The sequence below is a fragment of the uncultured Pontibacter sp. genome (assembly GCF_947502515.1).
Taxonomy (GTDB): domain Bacteria; phylum Bacteroidota; class Bacteroidia; order Cytophagales; family Hymenobacteraceae; genus Pontibacter.
On sequence record NZ_CANNAI010000009.1, the window covers coordinates 79,858 to 99,840 of the forward strand.

Consider the following 19,983-nt stretch of genomic DNA (forward strand, 5'->3'; position numbering starts at 1 on the left):
AACCATCCAATCATGAACAAAATCAAATTTTTAGTAGTAGCGTTTTTCTTTATCAGCTTCGCATCTTTTGCGCAGACGAACGAGCAGGCAACTAAGATAGGTTATGCTAACGTGGAAGAGATTCTGAGCAAGATGCCGGAAAGAACAGCCATGCAGAAAGAGTTGGAAACTTACGGACAGAAACTACAGGAGCAGTTTGCAACTAAAGAGACTGAGTATAACAACAAACTGCAGGCTTATCAGAAAGGCGCCTCCACTATGGACAAAGTAGTACGCGAAGACAAAGAGCGTGAGCTGGTGAACCTGGAGCAGTCAATCCAGAAGTTCCAGTACGATGCTCAGATGTCTATTCGTGAGAAAGAGCAGTCACTGATTCAGCCTGTACTTGTAAAGATCGAGAACGCGATCAAAGACGTAGCGAAGGAAAACGGTTACCTCTATATCCTGAGTGAGCAGGCAATTTTGGAAGGTCCTGACAGCGGCAACATCAACAACCTGGTGTTCAAGAAGCTGGGCGTGGATCCTAACAAGCAGCCAGCAGCACAGCAGGCCCAGCCACAGCAGCAGCCTGCTGCCGCTAAGCCAGTTACTACAACGCCAGCCAAGAAGAAAAAATAAGTAATACTCCTTTGTGAGTTCAGGAAAGCCGATGTTCTATACTTCGGCTTTCTTTTTGTTTATACCTAAAGCCAGTACCGTGATTGACTTTGAAGAAGAAGAGCAGGACAGTATAGAGGATTCGGACGAATTATATGAGCACCACCGCATTGTGGTAGATAAAGGCCAGGCGCTGCTGCGCATCGATAAGTTTCTGATGGATCGGCTGCCTAATGTGACCCGTAATAAGTTGCAGGGCGCTATACGCTCCGAATCAGTACAGGTGAACCAAAAGCCTGTAAAGGTAAGCTATAAGGTGAAGCCGCTGGATGTGATCACGATCACGTTGGCTACACCTCCTCGTGATACCGAGATCATTCCGGAGGATATTCCAATTAACATCATGTATGAAGATGAGGAGCTGCTCATCATCAATAAGAAGCCAGGTATGGTGGTACATCCAGGCTTTAATAACTGGTCAGGGACACTGGTGAATGCGCTTACCTATCACCTGCAGCAGTTGCCGACTACCCGCAACGGAGAGGGGCGCCCTGGTCTTGTGCATCGTATTGATAAAGACACTTCAGGCTTGCTTGTGATTGCGAAAACAGAGTATAGCATGGCTTTTCTAGCAAAGCAGTTTTTTAAGCACACAATTGAACGCACCTACTACGCATTAGTGTGGGGTGTGCCCAAACAGGATGAAGGCACCATAATAGGTCATGTAGGGCGTAGTGTAAAGGATAGAAGAGTGATGACCGTATATCCTAACGGAGAGTTTGGAAAGCATGCTGTGACCCATTATAAGGTGCTGCAAAAGTATAAGTATGTGTCGCTGGTGCAGTGCAACCTGGAGACAGGTCGGACACACCAGATAAGAGCGCATATGAAGTACCTGGGCCACCCTTTGTTCTCAGATGCTACCTACGGAGGGGATAAGATATTGCAGGGCATGCCAACCGGCTCTTATAAGACATTCGTTGAGAACGCTTTTAAGTTGATGCCCCGGCAAGCGCTGCATGCCAAGTCACTAGGCTTTATTCATCCGACTACAAAGGAGTTTATACAATTCAATTCTGAGCTGCCGGATGATTTTCAGGCCGCACTCGAAAAGTGGTCACTATACGAAAATCAGTAAGGTATAAGGATCACCTTTTTCATTAGGTATAGACATACAAAAAGCCCGCTCCAACAGGAGCGGGCTTTTTGTATATTAATTAAGAGTTAAGATTAACGTCTCTTTTTTTGAGAGGGAGTCTTGTTGATCTCAGCCAAGGCTGTTTCAGCCTGTGTATTGGTTGGGTCCAGTGTTTTTACCTCTGTCCAGTGTTTGATAGCGTTTTCACGCTCACCCTTCAGGTAGAAATAATAGCCCAGGTAAGTATTAGCTTCGATTAACTCCTTCTTATACTTCTCTTTCTCACCATTAGTAAGTTTAATGAACTCTTCGTAGTGAGGCTTCGCTAAACCTTGCTCTGTTTCAGGGTCCAGGTTAGACTGCGCACGAGCTCTCCACAGGTGTGCATAAGCATAAGTAGGGTTAGCGTCTGTGATCTTCTTATAAGTCTCGTCAGCCTTGTCATACTGCTCTGCCATCATGTAAGCATTACCCAGGTGGAAGTAGTCAGTATTAGAAGCTCCTAATTTCTCCTGCTTTCTGTTGTAAACCTCTACAGCTTTGTCAAACTGTTTTTCACGGGCATACATATTAGCCAAGTCGTAATAAAGCTCTGGTTTAGTAGGTTCTAATGCAATAGCTTTCTCCAGGTTCTCTACAGCTTTTGCAGGCTGGTTGTTTCTGGCCAGGATTCTGCCATAGTACTCGTAGTCGCTTGCAATCAGGCTATTCTGATCTACCGTGCTCAGGTAGTTTTCCATCGCCTTCAAAGCTTCTTCAGGCTTGCCAAGCTCAAGGTATGAGTAGGCCAACAGACGGTTCATTGTCTTGTTGTTAGGCTCTGTTTTCAGTACTTCCTGTACTTCACGCAGCGTACCTTCATAATCTTTTGTCAGGAATAGGAAAGAGGCGTACTTAGCACGAGTTGCAGGCGTGTTTTCAGACATGTCTACAAACTGCTTGAAAGTAGACAGTGCTCTGTCATACTGACCGGCAAAGTAATAAAGCTCGCCCAGATCGCTATATGCAGGTGCATAGTTTGGATCTAGTTCAATAGCCTTCTTATACGCTTCTTCCGCTTCATTGTAGTTTCGCGAGCTAGTATAAAGCTGGCCTCTTCTTAAGTGAGCTTTTGGTGACTTGTCGTTAATACGAATAGCATTGTCATAGCTAGTCATAGCCTGACCACCATTGCCCAGCTTCAGATAAGCATCACCCATCAGGAGATATGCCTCAGCATTATTCTTGTCACGCTCAACTGCCTGCTTCAGGTACTCAATTGCTTTATTATAATCCTGCTCAGTTGCTTCCGGAGCCATCAGATAAGCTTCACCGATACTGGCAAGTACGTGAGAGTCCTTTTTGCCACGCTTCATAGCATCAGCAAAATGCTTCTCAGCGCCAGCACGATTGCCTTTGGCCATTTCTACTTTGCCAAGTCCTACCATGTTGATAGCAGACTTAGAGTTTTTAGCCAAGCCTTGGTTAAAGTAGTAGGCTGCTGAGTCTACGTTCTCAGAACGAAGGTATACATCGCCCAGTCCGAAATAAGCATTGTCAGCGTTCTTGTTGTTCAACTGAGATTTATAAATAGACTTAGCCTCCTGATAGCGCCCCAGGTCAACCGCTTTACGGCCCTGATCGCCAGACTGCGCAAATGCCGCTGCTGTAGGGAACATGGCAGCTACCAGCAAAGCATATTTCCAGTTATTTGTCATTGTTAGTTTAATTTAGGTTGTGTTATTATTGTTTGTAATGGTTAATCCTGTCTGAATTTACTCGCTCTATTATTAAAGCCCACTATACGTACTGGCATAGTGGCAGGCACCAAGCCTGACTTTAATATAATACGTTGTCCGCGGTCACTTGCTACATAGGATGCAAAACCTGTGCCAAGACCCGCACGGCCCTCAGTACTAATGATATACCAGAACCTTCTGAGCGGATATTCCCCCTGTGCAATGTAAGCCTGGTACGGCTGAAAATAACTATCTGTTGTTACCGGGTTATCTTCGGCACTAACTCCTACTACCTTTACCTGGTTTAGAAAATTAAGCGAAGTTGTATCATCGCGGTCGCTAATCCAGTTCACACCGATTACCCCAATTGCATTCTCGTTCTTTGCAACATAGTCTATCAGTGCAGGGTGGGAGTTACTAGCGGAGGCTGTAGTAGGCAACGGTTGGCCTGCCATCAGGGTATCACGCATGTACCTTGCTGTACTGGAATTGTTGTTGTCAAACACAATGGCAATGTCCCGCAAACTGCTTTCTGGGTTTAACTGCTTCCAGCTGGTAATCTTTCCTGTAAAGATGTCTCGCAGTTCACTCATGGTCAGGAGGGTATCCTGATTTTTGTTGTTAACAATAAGTGCAACGGCATCAATGGCGATTCTGGTATACCTGGGGGTAATTTTTCGCTGATCAAATACTTCTTTCTCCTGATCAGTCATTTTGCGCGATACAATTGCGATTCGCGTGCTGTCATTGATCAGGTCATCAAATACCTTACCCTCTGCCTTGTACTGCGCATTTATATTGGCGTATTTGTAGATACCTTCAAATGTGCTTACCTGGCTTTCTATAATAGGTTGGAAGGTCTCATCTACACTTATGCCGATGGTACCAGTCGTTGAGGTGTCGCGTTTCGTTTCAGGGTTACCGCCGCAAGCTGCAAGCGCAACTAGTCCGAGCCCCAAAACCACTTTGGCTGCTTTAATCATCTTATCTGTCTCTCCTTGATTTGGAATTAACCTGATATGCTCTCACAAATCGTATGAGGCCATACAGTATAAGGGTGCCACCAAAGATGGTACGTGCCGTTTGTGACATGTCCAGGTTATACTGCTCCTCATCCATGAAGATGATAAATAGTCCCAGCGCTACATATACCAATGTCATGAGCATGCCAAAATAGCGTGCAAATTTGTTGAAAAATGTAACAGACGGTTTTTCGTCTTCTCGCCTTGGTCGTAGCATGTTCAGGTTTGCCTATATATGTAGGCCTAAATTTAAGGTTTATACTTTAAAAACTAAAGCAGAAGCCATGCTATGTATAGATTAGCTTCTGCTTTATACTTTATATTATCATTTATCGTTGCAAGTTGAATCGTATTGGTAAAGTATAACGTACCGCGACAGGTTTTCCATTTTGTCTGCCTGGTGTCCAATCAGGTAAGCTTTCAATAACTCGCAGTGCCTCTTCATCGGTCCCGAAACCCAATCCTTTCAATACTGTAGCGTCGGTCACTTTACCGTTTCGGTTTACTACAAAGCTTACAATAACTATGCCTTCTATTTGCTCTGTGATTGCCTGGCGAGGGTAACGTATTTTTTTGCCTATGTAGCGCATTAGGGCTGCTTCTCCTCCCTCAAATGCAGGCATCTCCTCGGCAAAGTCAAATACACTATTCCCTTCTCCACCAGCAGCACCTGCTGTGCCAGTTTTACCGTCTGTTTCTATACCTTCCAGGTCTATGCTACTCAATAGTTCTCCATCAGTATTTTGTGTTCCGATAATGGCTCCTTCCATCTGTTGTTGTGTAGGAGGAATTTCATCCGGACCAGGGTGCGAGTCTGGTACAACAGTAGGAGTAAGACTTCTCACTGTCTTGATTTGTTTTTCCAGTACAGGCGCTACTGCTTGCTGTACTGGTTCTGGATTCTCTTTTGGCGGTGGAGGTAATAACGGTTGATCGATTATAATTACCCTTTTATCCTTTTCAGAATCTTGCTCCGCTGTCTGTGTTATTTCTTGTTTACCGATTATAAGTGGCCAGCCAAGTCCAGTAGTAAAGATGCTTGTTGCTAATAATGCCGCTGTCAAAATGTGCTTGCTATAATCCTTTCTGAGTATGTAAGCTCCATAAGCTTTATTTCGTGCCGCAAACACTACATTATTAAAGGTCATGTCGAATAAATAGTTTTCTCTCATGGCGCATAAGTTTTAGAAGTGAAGCAGTATTACCTGCATTTTCTTATTAGATGCACCACTAGCTATTTTTCCACAAGCCGTCTCATTATTTTTTCATAGAATACATTCTTTGACTTACTGCTTGGTTTCTGATTGTAAACTAGTATACATTACATAAAAAAAGGCCCTCCTGGGAGGGCCTTTTTTTATGTGATGGAATCAGATTTACTTGATAGCAAATCGTACTGGCAATGTGTAGCGAACAGGTACTGATCGTCCGTTCTGCTTACCTGGAGACCACTTCGGCATTGTTTTCACAACACGTACAGCTTCTTCGTCAGTACCAGAACCAAGGCTCTTCACAACCTCAATTTCTGAGATTTCGCCTGTGCGGCTTACTACGAACGAAAGTACTACCAGGCCTTCTACTCCGGCACGCTGTGCAGCAGCTGGGTAGCGTATGTTCTTGCCAAGATATCTCATCATTTCGCCTTCACCACCTGGGAATTCAGGCATCTGCTCCACGTAAGTATATGGCTTTTCTTCTACTACTTCAGCAACAACATCGCTGGTACCATCAATGTCTCCCAAATCAAGTGGAGCACCTTTAACACCTTCAACGTTTTTAGTACCGATATCGATGTCTTCCAGCTCCTTCTGATCTGGCACCTGCTCTTCTTCCACTACTTCAGCGTCACGCTTCACTACTGGAGGCGTAAACTTCACCTGAGCACGCACTGGTGGCGGCGGTGGTGGAAGATCTGGTGGTGGTGGCGGCGGTGGCGGCGTCGCTTCATCAATTGGTGGTGGTGGTGCTAACTCTACCTCTGTTACAATACGTTCTACTGGTACCACGACTTCCTCTTCTTCGAATAACTTAGCAATCAGTGGAATACTGATCAGAAGCGCAAAGATTGAGATAGCCATAATGGCTGCGGTAGTAACATGCTTATTGTACAGTCGACGTAGTAGGTAGGCGCCATACGCTCTGTTTCGTCCGGCAAAGACGATGTCATCAAGCGATGCTTTTTCTAACTTACTAGTTTCCATGTGTTACTGTCCAGTTATGTCCTGAATCAACTGCTTGTCATTGTCGTTCATTTCAACAATAGCAAAGCGGTTGGTGTCAGTGATTTTCAATTCATCTAAAATATCTACAACGTTCTTGTAGCGTGACCCCTCCATTGGTTTAACGAGTACCGTCATTTTCTCATTTCCGCGCACTTGAGGCGAAATCAATACTTTACGGATACCGTTAGCAGAGTAGTCGGTTGTTTGAACTTCCGGATTTTCGGCAGGATCACCTAGACCAAAGTAGTAGTAAACTCTGTCATTTTCACCCAGAACAATCGTCATGGCATTACTTGCTTTCAGAGCAATCTGCTCGTCTTCAGTATCTGGCTTCACAGGCATGTTAATTTCCATGGTCTGTGGCTTGCTGAAGGTAGTAGTAAGCATGAAGAATGTCAACAGAAGGAATGCAAGGTCTACCATGGGTGTCATGTCCAGATGGACAGACATTTTTTTGGCCCTTTTCTTACCACCTTTACCGGAGTCGGCTTTTTCTTGTATTTCTGCCATTTTTTAGCTCCTTTTATTAGAGGTTAGTAGGTCTATTTTCCATGTCCGTGATCAGGTTGAACCTGTTGATCTTACGGTCCTGCAGTGTATCCATTACTCTTTTTACAGTAGGATAACTTACATCCACATCCCCTTTAATTGCGATAACAACTTTAGGGTTTGTCAGGCGCGTCTGGTGTACCCAGTCACCCAATTCGTTTCTGGCAGAATCAACTGGTATACCTGGCTGATTCACATTTTTGCGATCAGCAGGCTCCATTGCCAGATACGACTTAAGTTGGTTCACCGGTACACCGAAGTTGGTCAGCAGAGAGAAGGTCTTACGCTCTTCTTCTGTAAAGCTAACGCCGTACTTGGTGCCCATCTTGTCAAGCAACGCTTCTTTAGTTCCCTGCCCATCAACACCAAAGAACACTCTGTCCTCTTTGTCTACCGTGATGGTGATGATGTTGGTGTCAGGAAGTTTGATCTCTGATACAGAGGATGGTGTATCTACAACCACTGCCTCTTCAGGAGCAAACTTTGTTGTCAACATAAAGAAAGTAACCAGCAAGAAGGCCAAGTCCACCATCGGCGTCATATCCAACGACGGTTTGGTTCTTTTTACTTTTACTTTAGGCATTTTATTGGGTTATAGCGATTAGATAGTTGAATGAGGTCTTACAGTGTTAGCTGCAGTTTCGTGCTGCGAAGCGAACGTAGAGATGATGCTGAAACCAGCTTCGTCAATGCTGTAAGTTAATTCGTCAATCTTGCTAGTAAAGAAGTTATAAGCAATGATCGCGATAGCAGAACCAGTTACACCAAGAGCCGTGTTGATAAGGGCCTCAGAGATACCGTTTGCAAGAGCTACTGCGTCTGGAGAACCTGCTGTTGCAAGAGCCGAGAACGCCTTCACCATACCTAGTACCGTACCGATCAAACCTGTAAGTGTAGAAACCGAAGCGATTGTAGAGATAATCACCAGGTTTTTCTCCAGCATTGGAAGTTCCAGTGAAGTTGACTCTTCAATTTCTTTCTGAATAGCGGCTACTTTTTCAGCTTTAAGCAGTTCTGGCTCGTTCTGCATTTCTTTGTACTTAAGCAGACCAGCTTTTACTACATTACCAACAGAACCTTTTTGTGCGTCGCAGGCAGCGATAGCACCGTTGATGTCACGCTGGTTCAGTTTCTGAGAGATTGTACGTACGAAACCGGCAACGTTCTTAGTTCCTTTTGCTTTGCTGATTGTAAGTGAACGCTCGATAGCAAAGATGAAAACCAGTAGGTTAAGCGTCAAAAGGATAGGTACTACCCAACCACCTTTATAAACAATACCCAGGTAGTTGTCCGGAAGTGGATGGTTCGCATTGTCACCGCCTTCAAAGTTGGCAGGATTACCGAATACGAACATATAGATAAGTACACATGCAATAAATGCAACCGGAATTACGATAGTGGCAAATAGAGAGGAAGTTGTACCGCTCTTTTGTTCTACATTAGCATCTTTGCTCACTACTGCAGTCTTTTTTTCCATTTTGTTTAAAAGTTTAAAGTTTAGCTGTTTGTGTTGTAATTAAATCGATTGTGTAATATAAGAATGTAATTGTTTTGGATTTAGTTCTTTATTGGTTTTGCAATTTCTGCTTTTTCCGCAATTTTCAAACGATTTCAAGCTTTAAATTTTGAAAAATCCCGACTTAATACTGTAAAGTCTGTCTAAAATAAATTTTTCACTGCTTTAGCTTAAGGCGAATATTGCGGCTTTACAAATATATTTTATTTTAAATTCTTATCCAAAGTTTAAACTTCATACAGCTTGTCCCTTTCACCCTGCTATATCCCTTATTGGCTGTTAAACAGAGGTTTATTCGCCATAATGAGTGGTGATAAACCTGAACTGTAACGTGACTTTAGTGCAAGCAATAAGTGAGATTACTGTAATAGTAATAAAACAGGTGTGCGTTATTCAGAGAAGAGCAAAGCGTTTAAACTATTTGGTTGTAATAAAATTAAGTAAAACTAAGTTTGCTTGAGTTGTGCCTGAGAACAAATAGAAGCATAAATATAATGCATGTTTGACTAAACTGTATGCATGCCTATCTTTTTTTTGCCTGATTCCAGTAAATGTCCATTTCATTTAAGGACAAATCCTGTAGTCGTTTGCCATCTTTAGAGGCTTCCTCTTCCATATACTGAAACCGATCTATGAATTTCAGATTGGTTTTTTCCAGTGCTTCTTCCGGGTTAATGTCAATAAAACGGGCAAAGTTAATGAGTGAAAAAAGCAGATCCCCAAATTCACTGGTTGCTTTTAGGTGGTCAATGGACTGAAGATCTGCTGTATTAAATTCAGATTCAAATTCATTCAATTCCTCCTGTACCTTTTTCCATACCTCTGACTTGTCATCCCAATCGAAACCTGCTCCACGGGCCTTCTCCTGTATGCGCATAGCTTTTACAAGCGCTGGTAATGAGGCTGGTACGCCACCCAATACCGATTTGTTGCCTTCTTTCAGTTTCAGGCGCTCCCAGTTCTGCTTTACTTCTTCTTCCGTACTGGCTGTCGCATCCCCGTAGATGTGTGGATGTCTGAAGATAAGCTTCTCACAAAGGGAGTTCAAAACGTCAGCGATATCAAAGGTCTTTTGTTCAGAGGCAATCTTCGCATAGAAGACCATATGCAGCATGATGTCGCCGATCTCCTTTTTAATCTCCTGCATATCCTGCCGGATTATAGCGTCGGATAACTCGTAGGTTTCTTCTATAGTTAAATGGCGCAGGCTTTCAATGGTTTGCTTTCTGTCCCAGGGGCATTTTTCACGTAGTTCATCCATCACATCCAGTAGGCGGTTAAATGCCTCTAGCTGACGTCCTCGCGGGCTATCTTCAAATTTTTGCGTGTCGTTCATAATCGCAAAGATAATAAAAACCTCTGTGGCGAAGTTTTACTGCAGAGCAGAGTCGTGCAAGTAGTAAAGGGTGCTTTAAATATAAGATGCATGAAGCAGCTAAATTCCACAAACTGGTAAACCTTAAAACTAAATTATTACTTTTGCAGCTGAAAAAAATATTCTCGTAGTGGCTTTAATAAAATCAATTTCAGGAATCAGAGGTACGATTGGAGGGCAGGCCGGTGAAGCGCTTACCCCAGTGGATGTGGTGAAGTTTGCTGCCGCTTTCGGTACCTGGGTGTTGCAGACTACTGGCAACAATACCATCATTGTGGGGCGCGATGCGCGCCTTTCAGGTGACATGGTGAACAAACTGGTTTGCGCGACCCTGCAGGGCTTAGGTATAAATGTGGTCGATCTTGGGCTGTCAACGACGCCTACTGTGGAGATGGCCGTGCCTGACTATAAAGCTGGTGGTGGCATCATTCTGACTGCGAGCCACAACCCAAAACAGTGGAATGCGCTCAAGCTTCTTAACCAGAAGGGTGAGTTCATCTCTGATGCAGAAGGTAAGTTGTTGCTGGAACTGGCAGACAAGGAGGCCTTTGAATTTGCGCAGGTAAACGACCTGGGTAAATACCAGCGTGATGACGAAGCCTTGCAAAAGCATATCGATGCCATTCTGGCGCTGCCGCTTGTAGATGTAAATGCTATCAAAGAAAAAGACTTCAGTGTTGCTATCGACTGTGTGAACTCTTCCGGAGGTATAGCCATACCGATGCTGCTGGAAGCTTTGGGAGTAAATAAGGTGGAGAAGCTGTTTTGCGAGCCGGACGGCAATTTCCCGCACAACCCGGAGCCGTTGCCAGAGAACCTGCGTGAGATTTCCCGCGTGATCGAAAAAGGCAAGTTTGACTTAGGTATAGTAGTGGACCCGGATGTGGATCGCCTGGCCCTGATCAATGAAGATGGCAGCATGTTCGGTGAAGAGTATACCTTGGTAGCCGTAGCTGATTATGTACTGAAGAACCAGGTTGGCAATACAGTTTCTAACCTCTCCTCAACAAGAGCATTGCGTGACGTGACTGAGAAGGCTGGAGGCAATTACTTTGCCGCTGCTGTGGGTGAGGTAAATGTGGTTAACATGATGAAGGCGGAGAATGCTATCATAGGTGGTGAAGGTAATGGAGGTATTATCTACCCTGAACTGCACTATGGGCGTGATGCCCTGGTAGGTATAGCTTTGTTTCTGACACACCTGGCTAAATCAGGTATGAGCATGACGCGCCTGCGTGCCAGCTACCCGAACTACTACATTTCTAAAAATAAAATAGAGTTAACTCCTGAAGTGGATGTAGACCAAGTGCTAATCCAAATGCAGGTGCGCTACGCCAAGCAGCCGATTAACACCATTGACGGTGTGAAGATTGAGTTTGATAAGGAGTGGGTGCACCTGCGCAAGTCTAATACAGAGCCTATCATCCGCATCTATGCTGAATCGGAGAGCAACGCCACAGCCGAGCACCTGGCCAACAAGATTATTGCTGACATCAAAGAAATCATTTCGACAAAAGCGTAATGTGTTGTTGCTGTAGCATATTAATTAACTAGCAATCAGAGGTTGCGCCAAAGGAGAAATCAAGCTTTTTCTCCATTGGCGCAACTTTTTTTTATACTTTAGTAGTTCGTTTAAGAGAATCCAATACAAAATATCATGCGTGTTTATTTAGATAATGCAGCTACCACCCCTCTGGACAAAGAGGTTTTTGATGCCATGGCACCTTTTATGCTCGAGCACTTTGGCAACCCTTCTTCCATCCATTCACATGGACGAGAGGTGAGGTCTGCTATCGAAAAAGCCCGTCGCACGGTAGCTACGCTGTTGAACACGTCGCCTGCAGAGGTATTCTTTACTTCGGGCGGTACTGAGGCTGATAATGCTGCCATCGTCTGCTCCTGTCGTTCGCTAGGTATAAAGCATGCCATCACTACTAAACTCGAGCATCATGCCGTGCTGCATACCATGGAGATGCTGGAAAAGAACGGAGAGGTTCAGTTGAGCTACCTGCGTCACGACGAACGCGGCAACCTGGACCTGGAGCACCTGGAGGAGCTGTTGGCTAATCAGCCACGCACGATCGTTTCGATCATGCATGCCAATAACGAGATTGGTACTTTGAACGATATTGAAAAGATTGGAGAGATCTGCAGAAAGTATGACGCGATTTTCCACTCTGACACTGTGCAGACCATGGGCCACTATAAGCACGATGTGCAGCAGATTGGTGCCAACTTTCTGATAGGTTCAGCGCACAAATTTCATGGACCAAAGGGTGTGGGTTTCCTGTACTGTGATGCCAGCACCAAGATTCAGCCATTGATTCAGGGTGGTGCGCAGGAGCGCAACATGCGCGGAGGTACCGAGAACGTGTATGGTATTATCGGTCTGGCTAAGGCGCTGGAAATTGCCTACCGTGATATGGCCGAGCACCAGAAACATATACAGGGATTGAAGGACCGTATGATCTACAAACTGCGGGAACAGATGGAGGATGTGAGCTTTAACGGCATGTCGGAGTTTGCGGATAAGAGCTTGTATACCGTACTCAACGTGAGTCTGCCTGCCTCTGATATAAACGAAATGCTGTTGTTCAGCCTGGACATCGCCAAGATTTCCGCTTCAGGTGGAAGTGCCTGCAGTAGCGGTGCCAATGCCGGTTCGCATGTGCTTCGTGCTTTGGGAGTAGATCCGGCTAGAGGTTCGGTTCGTTTCTCATTCAGCAAGTATAATACAGAAGCTGAGATTGATTATGTAGCTGAAACGCTTGCCAAAATGTATAAAAAGGAGCTGGCCTAGCTATAGCCGGCATCCTTCAAAATAGTAAAAGGCTTCAGCAGTAGTGCTGGAGCCTTTCTTTGTGAAACGAAATTTATAGAAGAACAAGGTATAGCAATGAGAAGTATAGGCGTTTTTTGTGGAGCCAATGCAGGTACAAACCCAATGTACAGTGAGTCTGCAGCGCGATTAGGGGAATTAATGGCGGAGCAAGGTATAAAGCTGGTATATGGTGGTGGCAATGTAGGGCTTATGGGCGTGATTGCCGATGCGGTGCTGGCAGCAGGAGGCACAGGTATAGGCGTGATCCCGCAAAGCTTGGTTGACAGGGAAGTAGCTCATAGAGGATTGCAGGAACTGGTTGTGGTGGAGACAATGCATGAGCGGAAGGCCATCATGGCGGCTCGTTCTGATGCATTTATCGCTATGCCCGGCGGCTTCGGTACATTCGATGAGATCTGCGAGATCATCACATGGAACCAGCTCGGCATCATCAAAAAGCCAGTAGCCTTCTATAATATTAACGGCTATTGGGACAAGTTTTTTGAGATGATCGACCATACCGTAAGTGAAGGCTTTGTGAAAGGTGACCAGCGCGAAAACCTGATTATAGAAAGTGATGCGGTGGTGCTACTGGAGAGAATCAGAGCTTATGCCGATGCTACATCAGATTACTGGGTCGATTTTAAGAGGATTTGATTATTAGGTGCTGATTGTTACTTGTTGGCTACTAAAAATTTGCTGTTCGATGATTGGTCCTTTTCGTAGGGGCAGGTCGAAACCATTCTGAATCGTGTATAGGTATGGCGAAGCTGATAGTGTAGATTAAAATCGAGGATGTCTCCATAAGTCTCAGACATCAACAGGTATAAAACAGAAGCGGCGCTGCAAATTTGTAGCGCCGCTTCTGTTTTATACCTGTTGTAAAGATATCTTCAAATTCTAATGTTGGAGGATCATTTCCTTCACGGCTTGCACCCACGTATCGTTTGAGTTCAGGCTCTCTACCAGCTGCCATTTTTCGCCACCGGCATGTTCAAACATCTCTTTGAATTCTTCGCCTACTTCAATGGTCGTCTCGAGGCAATCGGCCACAAAGGCAGGGCTATACGCCAAAACCTTCTTAATACCCCGCTCCGGCAGTGTTTTCAGCACTTCGTCGGTGTAGGGTTGTAGCCACGGATCTTTCAGGAGTCTGGACTGGAAGGTAACGGTATACTGATCTTCGCTGAGGCCAAGTTTCTCGGCTAACAGCCTTGAAGTGGCAAAGCAGGCGGCACGGTAGCAATATTTGTTGCGCTTGTTGTAGCTGTTGCAGCAGGCGCCCAATTGGCAGTAGCCTTTGTCACTGCCTTTCAAAACTTGTCGCTCTGGCAAACCGTGATAGCTGAAGATCACATGATCGTAATCATCCTGTGCCATGTGTTGCTTGCCCAATTCTGCAAATGCATTGATAAAGCCAGGGTCATCGCAAAACGAAGAGATAAAGTTAATGCTAGGTATAACCCACCACTCTCGCACGATTTCCATTACTTTATCCTGCACCGAGCCGGTAGATGCAGCGGCATACTGCGGGAACAGTGGGAGCACGATAATACGGTCTACACTTTTTTCACGAAGCTCTTCCAGTGCGCTGGCGATGCTGGGGCTTTGGTAGCGCATACCAAAGGCCACATGATAGTCAGAGCCCAGTGCTTCCTGCAGCTTTTTCTGCAAGTCCAGTCCGTGGAATAGCAGGGGGGAGCCTCGTTCCGTCCATAGCTGTTTGTATACCTTGGCTGATTTTGGGGCTCTGAAAGGTGCGATCACGCCATTCACCAAGGCAAACCGGCCTACGGGGTTTATGTCAATCACGCGTGGGTCCAGGAGGAACTCACGCAGGTATTTTCTTACATCAGGTGTGTTGGGGGTATCCGGTGTGCCGAGGTTCACCAGTAAAACACCGATCTTGCCTGTTTTTTTCTTGCTCATCTAAATCAATAGTGCTTTTTGCTATACAAAGATACGAAGTATAACGAGTTAGTTATGATCGATAGTTTCTATACCCTGATAGAGGGGGGTATGGAGTAAAGCTTAAAGCAGAGAGAAATGTTTAAAACTTCATTCACGCAATCAATCAAATTTCTAAATCCACACATTTTCACGGGGTTTCGTAAAAAAGAAGTAATTTTGCATCCTCAAATTTTAATTATGTCACAAGCTCCGCACAAAGCTGGTTTTGTAAGTATAGTAGGTAAGCCAAATGTGGGTAAATCCACGCTCATGAACGCCCTGGTAGGGGAGAAGCTGTCTATTATCACATCCAAAGCCCAGACCACACGTCACCGCATCATGGGTATCCTGAATGGCGATGATTTTCAGATCGTGTACTCTGACACCCCTGGCATCATCAAGCCGCAGTATGCCCTGCACGAGTCAATGATGAGTTTTGTGCGCACTTCTCTGGAAGATGCCGACATCATTCTGTTTGTAACGGACATTTACGAGAAGCACGACGAGGATGATGTAATCAAGCGATTGCAGCATGCCGAGGTACCCATCCTGTTGCTGATCAACAAGATTGATCAGGCTACAGAAGAGGAAGTGCAGGAGAAGGTAGCTTACTGGCAGGAGAAGATGAACCCAACCGAGATCCACCCGATTTCGGCTTTGCACAACTTTGGCGTAGAGCAGCTATTCAACCGTTTGATGGCTTTGTTGCCCGAGCATCCGGCTTTTTATCCGAAAGATGAACTGACTGACAAGCCAGAGCGTTTCTTTGTGTCGGAGATCATCCGGGAGAAGATTTTCCTCAACTACAAAAAGGAAATTCCCTACAGCTGCGAAGTAGTAGTGGAGGAGTTTAAGGAAGAAGAGGACATCATCCGTATCCGTGCCGAAATCAGCGTGGAGCGCAAGAGCCAGAAAGGTATTGTGATCGGCCACAAAGGCGAAGCGCTGAAAAAAGTAGGCATGCAAGCCCGTCTGGATATGGAACAGTTTTTCCAGAAAAAGATATTTCTTGATTTATACGTGCGCGTGAACGAGAACTGGCGAACCGACCAGAAGCTGTTACGCCGTTTTGGCTACAGCGAGTAGCGCACCATTAAAGCTTCGGGGCAAGGTGCTCCGGGGGCACTTTAACTATTTTATTTTATTTAGATGTCAACCAACATCATTGCAATCGTAGGCCGCCCGAACGTGGGCAAGTCTACACTTTTTAATCGCCTTGTAGGGCGCCGCCAAGCCATTATGGACAACGAGAGCGGCGTAACTCGCGACCGTAGCTACGGGCACGGCGACTGGACCGGCAAATACTTCACCGTGATTGACACGGGTGGTTATGTGCACGGCTCCGACGATATTTTTGAAGGTGAAATCAACAAGCAGGTGGAGCTGGCCATTAAAGAAGCCGACGTGATCCTGTTCATGGTAGATGTGGAGGCTGGCCTGACCGGATTGGACGAAGAGTTTGCCAACGTACTGCGTCGCACCGACAAGCCTATTTATGTAGTGGCTAATAAAGCCGATACCAATGCGCGTGCCCACCAAATGGGAGAGTTCTATGCGCTGGGTTTAGGTATAGACATTTTCCCGATCTCATCGCAGAGTGGCTCCGGTACAGGTGATCTGCTGGATGAGGTGGTGAAACACTTCAAAACCGAAGGCACAGAAGATCCGGATGCAGGTATACCTAGACTTGCCGTGCTGGGTCGCCCGAACGTAGGTAAGTCTTCTTTCGTGAACATGCTGCTGGGTGTGGAGCGTAACATCGTAACCGACATTGCCGGCACTACCCGCGACGCCATTGACTCACGCTACAACGCCTTTGGCAAAGAGTTTATCATTGTCGACACAGCTGGTCTGCGCCGCAAGAGCAAAGTGAGCGAAGACATTGAATTCTACTCGGTGATGCGCTCCGTGCGTGCTTTGGAAGATGCCGATGTGTGTATTGTGATGCTGGATGCTACCAGAGGGATAGAGTCACAGGATGTGAACATCATCTCGCTGGCTGAGAAAAACCGCAAAGGCATCGTGATTCTGGTGAACAAGTGGGATTTGGTAGAGAAAGAGACGAATACGACCAAGGAGTTCGAAGAGAAGATTCTTGAAGCGATCGCACCGATCAAGTACGTGCCGATCATCTTTACCTCTGTTGTGACAAAGCAGCGTGTGCACAAGGCCGTTGAAACAGCGATGGAGGTATACGAGCAGAAAACACGCAAAATATCTACTTCGAAGCTGAACGACAAAATCCTTCCGGACATCGAGCGTTACCCGCCACCATCCGTGAAAGGAAAGTTCATCAAGATCAAGTATGTGACGCAGCTGCCGACGCACAACCCGACGTTTGCGTTCTTCTGCAACCTGCCGCAGTATGTGAAGGAGCCTTACACACGCTACCTAGAGAACAGCATCCGCAAGCATTTCGGCTTTGAGGGTGTGCCGATCAAAGTGTTGTTTAAGAAAAAATAAGAGCTTCTATATCAATATATTCAGATATACTGTTATATTTGATGCTTCATCTTTAACCAATCACAAAACATTATGAAAAAAGTATTCGGTTTACTATTCGTTGCAGGTCTTTTCACATTTGCATCATGCAATAACGCAGAAGAAACTGCAACTGATGTTGAGACTACTGAAACTGAAACTGTAGAGACAGTTGACGTTGAGACTGACATGGAGATGGACACTACATCTGTAATGGAAGACACAACTACTGTTCAGTAATCACACTAGTACCAGTACTACCTGACCATGTGGTCAGGCAAAAGAAAAAAGCACTCCTTGGAGTGCTTTTTTTTTATATATGGCAAAACCTATACATACTGGCCCCGTATTGCAAGAAGCTTATTTCTCACCTTAACCAACTTAATATGAAAAAGCCGATTTTAATGATGCTTGTTGCAGGTTTGCTAACTTTCTCTTTCACATCATGCGAAACGCGTGAAGAAAACACACAGGAAAGAATGGAAGACACTGCAGAAGACGTAGGCGACGACGTGGAAGATGCCGCTGAAGAAGTAGAAGACGAAACAGAAGAAGCTGTTCAATAAAATATCCACCACATAAAAAAACGGCAGGCCCTTCTAAGAGTCTGCCGTTTTTTTTATGTCTGCAATCAGGTATATGATTACGGACCAAGCCTTTTCTGAATCATACTGTTGACCAGCGCAAAGAGCCGCTTGGGCGTATAGGTGCGCCAGTGTAGCTCGTCCAGAGTGCCACCTGAGTTGATGTACGAGTCTATGTTGTAGCTGCGCATCTCGTTAAGCACAAAGTCACGGAAGCTGATAGCCGCAATCCAGCCTTCCTCCACATCCTCAAACCACTCTTCGTAATAATCGTCTTCGGAACCGTGGAAGTTGAACACATTCTCACCTATCAGGATAAAATGTTTGATTCCTTCCTGCACGAGCGGGTCGATGATATTACGCTTGAGCTTCATGATGTCATTGTTGAGGGCATCGTTCCACTCCCCGATAAACTCGATCACGGCAAAGCTCAGGTCGTAATCGGCATAAAGTATTTTCAGAAACAGCGTTTCAGAGTCGATGTCATCCCACTGCGGGTGTATATAATAGCCGTAGATGGTATGGGTGTAGTGTGTCAGGCTGTTCTCGGCTCCATACAGTGGAGAGCGAGGGTCGTCGGTAGCTGAATAGAGCTCCAGCCAGTTGTAAAAGGGTTCGATCGTGTGCATATATCAATTCATTTTGCCGCCTGTGCCATTGGCAGGCATTTGTCTGTCTACTCTAAGATTTTGGACAAAGTTGGCTATATTTAAGGAAGAAATCGCCTGATTAGTCAACTCCTGCATACTGATGCAGGTATAAGTAGGTACAAAATGGCCGCAAGATATGCTAAGGCTGCCCCGAGTACGTTATAACATAGCACGTTCCAACTGAAAACATCACTCATTTTCTATGCAGTTCACATTCAGCTTCAATTTTTTAAGACAGATCCTCTCTTTGCTTCTCCTGCTTGTACTGCTGAGTTACGGCAATCAGGCGTTTGCGAAAGCAGATTATATTAAAGAGTACCATCCTCGAATCAACAAAGCTGAAAGGCTGGTGATGGCAAAGGACTACGAAGGGGCGCTGGAAACTTACCAGCAGGCCTTCTCGGCTGTACCCAAGGGCTTTGCCCGCGACTATTACAATGCCGCGGTATGCGCCACGCTCACGGGCAACGAAAAACAAGGTATAGACTACCTTGAGAAACTGGTAGAAAAAGGAGTGACCCTGGAGTACCTGGAGCAGCAGGATGTGTTTGAACCACTGCGAGCCCATAAAGGCTGGAAGAAGTTCGCAAAAAAATATCCGAAGCGCCGCAAAGCCTTCCGTGAGAATATGAACATAGACCTGCGTGCCGACCTAGATGAGCTCTGGGCCCGTGACCAGTTCTTCCGGCAGGCTAAGGGAGGTCTGCGCGTGCATGCCGACACGATCAGAAAAATAGAAGCTGATAATGTGAAAAAGCTGCTGGCCTGGATCAGCAAACACGGCTATCCGGGGGAGGAACTGATTGGGGTGCCCGACACTTTGGAGGCGCTGCCGCGCTTCAGTATTGTGATTCAACGCCAGACTTCTGCCCGCAACGGCTTTGACTTCACGCCTGTGCTTACCCAGGCAGTGCAGGAGGGCAAACTCGACCCGCACGCGGCGGCTTACCTGATGGACCAGCAGCAGGGCAAGAACCTGTATCGGTCTAAAGTGCTGGCACGTGTGATCTGCAACAAACCGGAAGACTGCCAGGATGATGATGAGTTTGGAGATCTGTCGAGCCGCTATCTGATTCAGCGCATGAGCGAGGAAGAAGAGGCGCGGGCGAACGAGCTTCGGCAGGCGCTTGGTCTGGAGCCTGTAGCCGACTACCGCGAGAAAATGCGTTACGCCATGAAAGATGATCGCTTTAAACTAGGCTATGACTGGGCGGTGACCAATTACAAAGTACCAAGCAAAGAAGCAGCAAAAGTGCTTGTAGAAAGTATGGCCATCCTGGACTAGCAGCTCTCTATCTAAAAAGCTATAAAACAGCTCGGCCTGCCAGTTATTAAAGTCTACTGGCAGGCCGAGCTGTTT

General features: G+C 45.8%; 21 protein-coding genes. 10 read left to right on the top strand and 11 right to left on the bottom strand.

From position 1 onward, the window contains the following. The first annotated feature begins 12 nt into the window (after positions 1-12). Both Q1A54_RS18700 and Q1A54_RS18705 read left to right on the top strand, forming a co-directional pair. The gene (locus Q1A54_RS18700) at positions 13-618 is read left to right on the top strand and encodes an OmpH family outer membrane protein (RefSeq protein WP_299991163.1); all 606 of its coding nucleotides are present in this window, start codon (positions 13-15) and stop codon (positions 616-618) included. 31 nt (positions 619-649) lie between these two features. Then, positions 650-1,735: an RluA family pseudouridine synthase gene (locus Q1A54_RS18705; RefSeq protein WP_299991381.1), complete on the top strand. Its 1,086-nt coding sequence runs from the start codon at positions 650-652 to the stop codon at positions 1,733-1,735. A 92-nt stretch (positions 1,736-1,827) separates the two neighbouring features. Here Q1A54_RS18705 and Q1A54_RS18710 read toward each other — a convergent pair whose 3' ends face one another. The 9 genes from Q1A54_RS18710 to mazG form a co-directional block, all read right to left on the bottom strand. Further along, complete coding sequence (locus tag Q1A54_RS18710; RefSeq protein WP_299991166.1) at positions 1,828-3,432, bottom strand: tetratricopeptide repeat protein; 1,605 nt, start codon at positions 3,430-3,432, stop codon at positions 1,828-1,830. Positions 3,433-3,473: 41 nt separating this feature from the next. Continuing rightward, complete coding sequence (locus Q1A54_RS18715; RefSeq protein WP_299991170.1) at positions 3,474-4,436, bottom strand: PstS family phosphate ABC transporter substrate-binding protein; 963 nt, start codon at positions 4,434-4,436, stop codon at positions 3,474-3,476. A gap of 1 nt (position 4,437) precedes the next feature. Continuing rightward, positions 4,438-4,692 carry a hypothetical protein gene (locus Q1A54_RS18720; RefSeq protein WP_299991173.1) on the bottom strand — a complete coding sequence of 85 codons (255 nt, stop codon included), beginning with the start codon at positions 4,690-4,692 and terminating at the stop codon, positions 4,438-4,440. 112 nt (positions 4,693-4,804) lie between these two features. Further along, the gene (locus Q1A54_RS18725) at positions 4,805-5,647 is read right to left on the bottom strand and encodes an energy transducer TonB (RefSeq protein WP_299991176.1); all 843 of its coding nucleotides are present in this window, start codon (positions 5,645-5,647) and stop codon (positions 4,805-4,807) included. A gap of 204 nt (positions 5,648-5,851) precedes the next feature. Next, positions 5,852-6,676, bottom strand: a complete 825-nt coding sequence (locus Q1A54_RS18730) for an energy transducer TonB (RefSeq protein ID WP_040574103.1) — start codon at positions 6,674-6,676, stop codon at positions 5,852-5,854. Between the two features lie 3 nt (positions 6,677-6,679). Next, entirely contained in the window at positions 6,680-7,207 is a 528-nt protein-coding gene (locus Q1A54_RS18735) for a biopolymer transporter ExbD (protein WP_196120748.1), read from the bottom strand. Positions 7,208-7,223: 16 nt separating this feature from the next. Then, positions 7,224-7,829, bottom strand: coding sequence for a biopolymer transporter ExbD (locus Q1A54_RS18740; protein ID WP_196120747.1), 606 nt, complete (start codon positions 7,827-7,829; stop codon positions 7,224-7,226). A gap of 18 nt (positions 7,830-7,847) precedes the next feature. Further along, positions 7,848-8,723 (bottom strand): MotA/TolQ/ExbB proton channel family protein, encoded by an 876-nt coding sequence (locus tag Q1A54_RS18745; RefSeq protein ID WP_076423275.1) that lies wholly within the window; start codon positions 8,721-8,723, stop codon positions 7,848-7,850. 562 nt (positions 8,724-9,285) lie between these two features. Next, positions 9,286-10,098: a nucleoside triphosphate pyrophosphohydrolase gene (gene mazG / locus Q1A54_RS18750; protein ID WP_299991181.1), complete on the bottom strand. Its 813-nt coding sequence runs from the start codon at positions 10,096-10,098 to the stop codon at positions 9,286-9,288. Between the two features lie 169 nt (positions 10,099-10,267). Here mazG and glmM point away from each other — a divergent pair, with 169 nt between their 5' ends. The 3 genes from glmM to Q1A54_RS18765 all read left to right on the top strand — a co-directional run bounded on the left by glmM (position 10,268) and on the right by Q1A54_RS18765 (position 13,615). Continuing rightward, positions 10,268-11,659, top strand: coding sequence for a phosphoglucosamine mutase (glmM, locus tag Q1A54_RS18755; protein ID WP_299991183.1), 1,392 nt, complete (start codon positions 10,268-10,270; stop codon positions 11,657-11,659). Positions 11,660-11,794: 135 nt separating this feature from the next. Further along, entirely contained in the window at positions 11,795-12,937 is a 1,143-nt protein-coding gene (locus Q1A54_RS18760; RefSeq protein WP_299991185.1) for a cysteine desulfurase family protein, read from the top strand. A gap of 96 nt (positions 12,938-13,033) precedes the next feature. Further along, positions 13,034-13,615, top strand: coding sequence for a TIGR00730 family Rossman fold protein (locus Q1A54_RS18765; protein ID WP_299991187.1), 582 nt, complete (start codon positions 13,034-13,036; stop codon positions 13,613-13,615). A gap of 243 nt (positions 13,616-13,858) precedes the next feature. Here Q1A54_RS18765 and hemH read toward each other — a convergent pair whose 3' ends face one another. Then, a complete protein-coding gene (hemH, locus tag Q1A54_RS18770) occupies positions 13,859-14,887 on the bottom strand; it encodes a ferrochelatase (protein ID WP_196120742.1) in 1,029 nt (342 codons plus the stop codon). 219 nt (positions 14,888-15,106) lie between these two features. Between hemH and era the strand changes: the two genes are divergently transcribed. The 4 genes from era (at position 15,107) to Q1A54_RS18790 (ending at position 17,955) form a co-directional block, all read left to right on the top strand. Further along, entirely contained in the window at positions 15,107-15,994 is an 888-nt protein-coding gene (gene era / locus Q1A54_RS18775) for a GTPase Era (RefSeq protein WP_196120741.1), read from the top strand. 63 nt (positions 15,995-16,057) lie between these two features. Continuing rightward, positions 16,058-17,371, top strand: a complete 1,314-nt coding sequence (gene der, locus Q1A54_RS18780) for a ribosome biogenesis GTPase Der (protein WP_196120740.1) — start codon at positions 16,058-16,060, stop codon at positions 17,369-17,371. 72 nt (positions 17,372-17,443) lie between these two features. Then, a complete protein-coding gene (locus Q1A54_RS18785; protein ID WP_076423280.1) occupies positions 17,444-17,629 on the top strand; it encodes a hypothetical protein in 186 nt (61 codons plus the stop codon). A 146-nt stretch (positions 17,630-17,775) separates the two neighbouring features. Further along, positions 17,776-17,955, top strand: coding sequence for a hypothetical protein (locus Q1A54_RS18790; RefSeq protein WP_196120739.1), 180 nt, complete (start codon positions 17,776-17,778; stop codon positions 17,953-17,955). A gap of 77 nt (positions 17,956-18,032) precedes the next feature. Here the strand turns inward: Q1A54_RS18790 and Q1A54_RS18795 are convergent, their stop codons facing one another. Next, complete coding sequence (locus Q1A54_RS18795; protein WP_299991195.1) at positions 18,033-18,602, bottom strand: hypothetical protein; 570 nt, start codon at positions 18,600-18,602, stop codon at positions 18,033-18,035. 223 nt (positions 18,603-18,825) lie between these two features. On the opposite strand from Q1A54_RS18795, the gene Q1A54_RS18800 reads away from it, so the two are divergent. Beyond that, positions 18,826-19,908, top strand: coding sequence for a hypothetical protein (locus tag Q1A54_RS18800; protein WP_299991198.1), 1,083 nt, complete (start codon positions 18,826-18,828; stop codon positions 19,906-19,908). The last annotated feature ends 75 nt before the right edge of the window (positions 19,909-19,983 follow it).

Coding starts and splice junctions, on each gene's coding strand:
- Q1A54_RS18745 (WP_076423275.1), bottom strand. CDS start 8,723: ATGGAAAAAAAGACTGCAGTAGTGAGCAAAGATGCTAATGTAGAACAA.
- Q1A54_RS18790 (WP_196120739.1), top strand. CDS start 17,776: ATGAAAAAGCCGATTTTAATGATGCTTGTTGCAGGTTTGCTAACTTTC.
- Q1A54_RS18740 (WP_196120747.1), bottom strand. CDS start 7,829: ATGCCTAAAGTAAAAGTAAAAAGAACCAAACCGTCGTTGGATATGACG.
- der (WP_196120740.1), top strand. CDS start 16,058: ATGTCAACCAACATCATTGCAATCGTAGGCCGCCCGAACGTGGGCAAG.
- hemH (WP_196120742.1), bottom strand. CDS start 14,887: ATGAGCAAGAAAAAAACAGGCAAGATCGGTGTTTTACTGGTGAACCTC.
- Q1A54_RS18700 (WP_299991163.1), top strand. CDS start 13: ATGAACAAAATCAAATTTTTAGTAGTAGCGTTTTTCTTTATCAGCTTC.
- Q1A54_RS18800 (WP_299991198.1), top strand. CDS start 18,826: ATGCAGTTCACATTCAGCTTCAATTTTTTAAGACAGATCCTCTCTTTG.
- Q1A54_RS18705 (WP_299991381.1), top strand. CDS start 650: ATGTTCTATACTTCGGCTTTCTTTTTGTTTATACCTAAAGCCAGTACC.
- Q1A54_RS18765 (WP_299991187.1), top strand. CDS start 13,034: ATGAGAAGTATAGGCGTTTTTTGTGGAGCCAATGCAGGTACAAACCCA.
- Q1A54_RS18785 (WP_076423280.1), top strand. CDS start 17,444: ATGAAAAAAGTATTCGGTTTACTATTCGTTGCAGGTCTTTTCACATTT.
- Q1A54_RS18720 (WP_299991173.1), bottom strand. CDS start 4,692: ATGCTACGACCAAGGCGAGAAGACGAAAAACCGTCTGTTACATTTTTC.
- era (WP_196120741.1), top strand. CDS start 15,107: ATGTCACAAGCTCCGCACAAAGCTGGTTTTGTAAGTATAGTAGGTAAG.
- Q1A54_RS18795 (WP_299991195.1), bottom strand. CDS start 18,602: ATGCACACGATCGAACCCTTTTACAACTGGCTGGAGCTCTATTCAGCT.
- Q1A54_RS18715 (WP_299991170.1), bottom strand. CDS start 4,436: ATGATTAAAGCAGCCAAAGTGGTTTTGGGGCTCGGACTAGTTGCGCTT.
- mazG (WP_299991181.1), bottom strand. CDS start 10,098: ATGAACGACACGCAAAAATTTGAAGATAGCCCGCGAGGACGTCAGCTA.
- Q1A54_RS18730 (WP_040574103.1), bottom strand. CDS start 6,676: ATGGAAACTAGTAAGTTAGAAAAAGCATCGCTTGATGACATCGTCTTT.
- Q1A54_RS18735 (WP_196120748.1), bottom strand. CDS start 7,207: ATGGCAGAAATACAAGAAAAAGCCGACTCCGGTAAAGGTGGTAAGAAA.
- Q1A54_RS18710 (WP_299991166.1), bottom strand. CDS start 3,432: ATGACAAATAACTGGAAATATGCTTTGCTGGTAGCTGCCATGTTCCCT.
- Q1A54_RS18725 (WP_299991176.1), bottom strand. CDS start 5,647: ATGAGAGAAAACTATTTATTCGACATGACCTTTAATAATGTAGTGTTT.
- Q1A54_RS18760 (WP_299991185.1), top strand. CDS start 11,795: ATGCGTGTTTATTTAGATAATGCAGCTACCACCCCTCTGGACAAAGAG.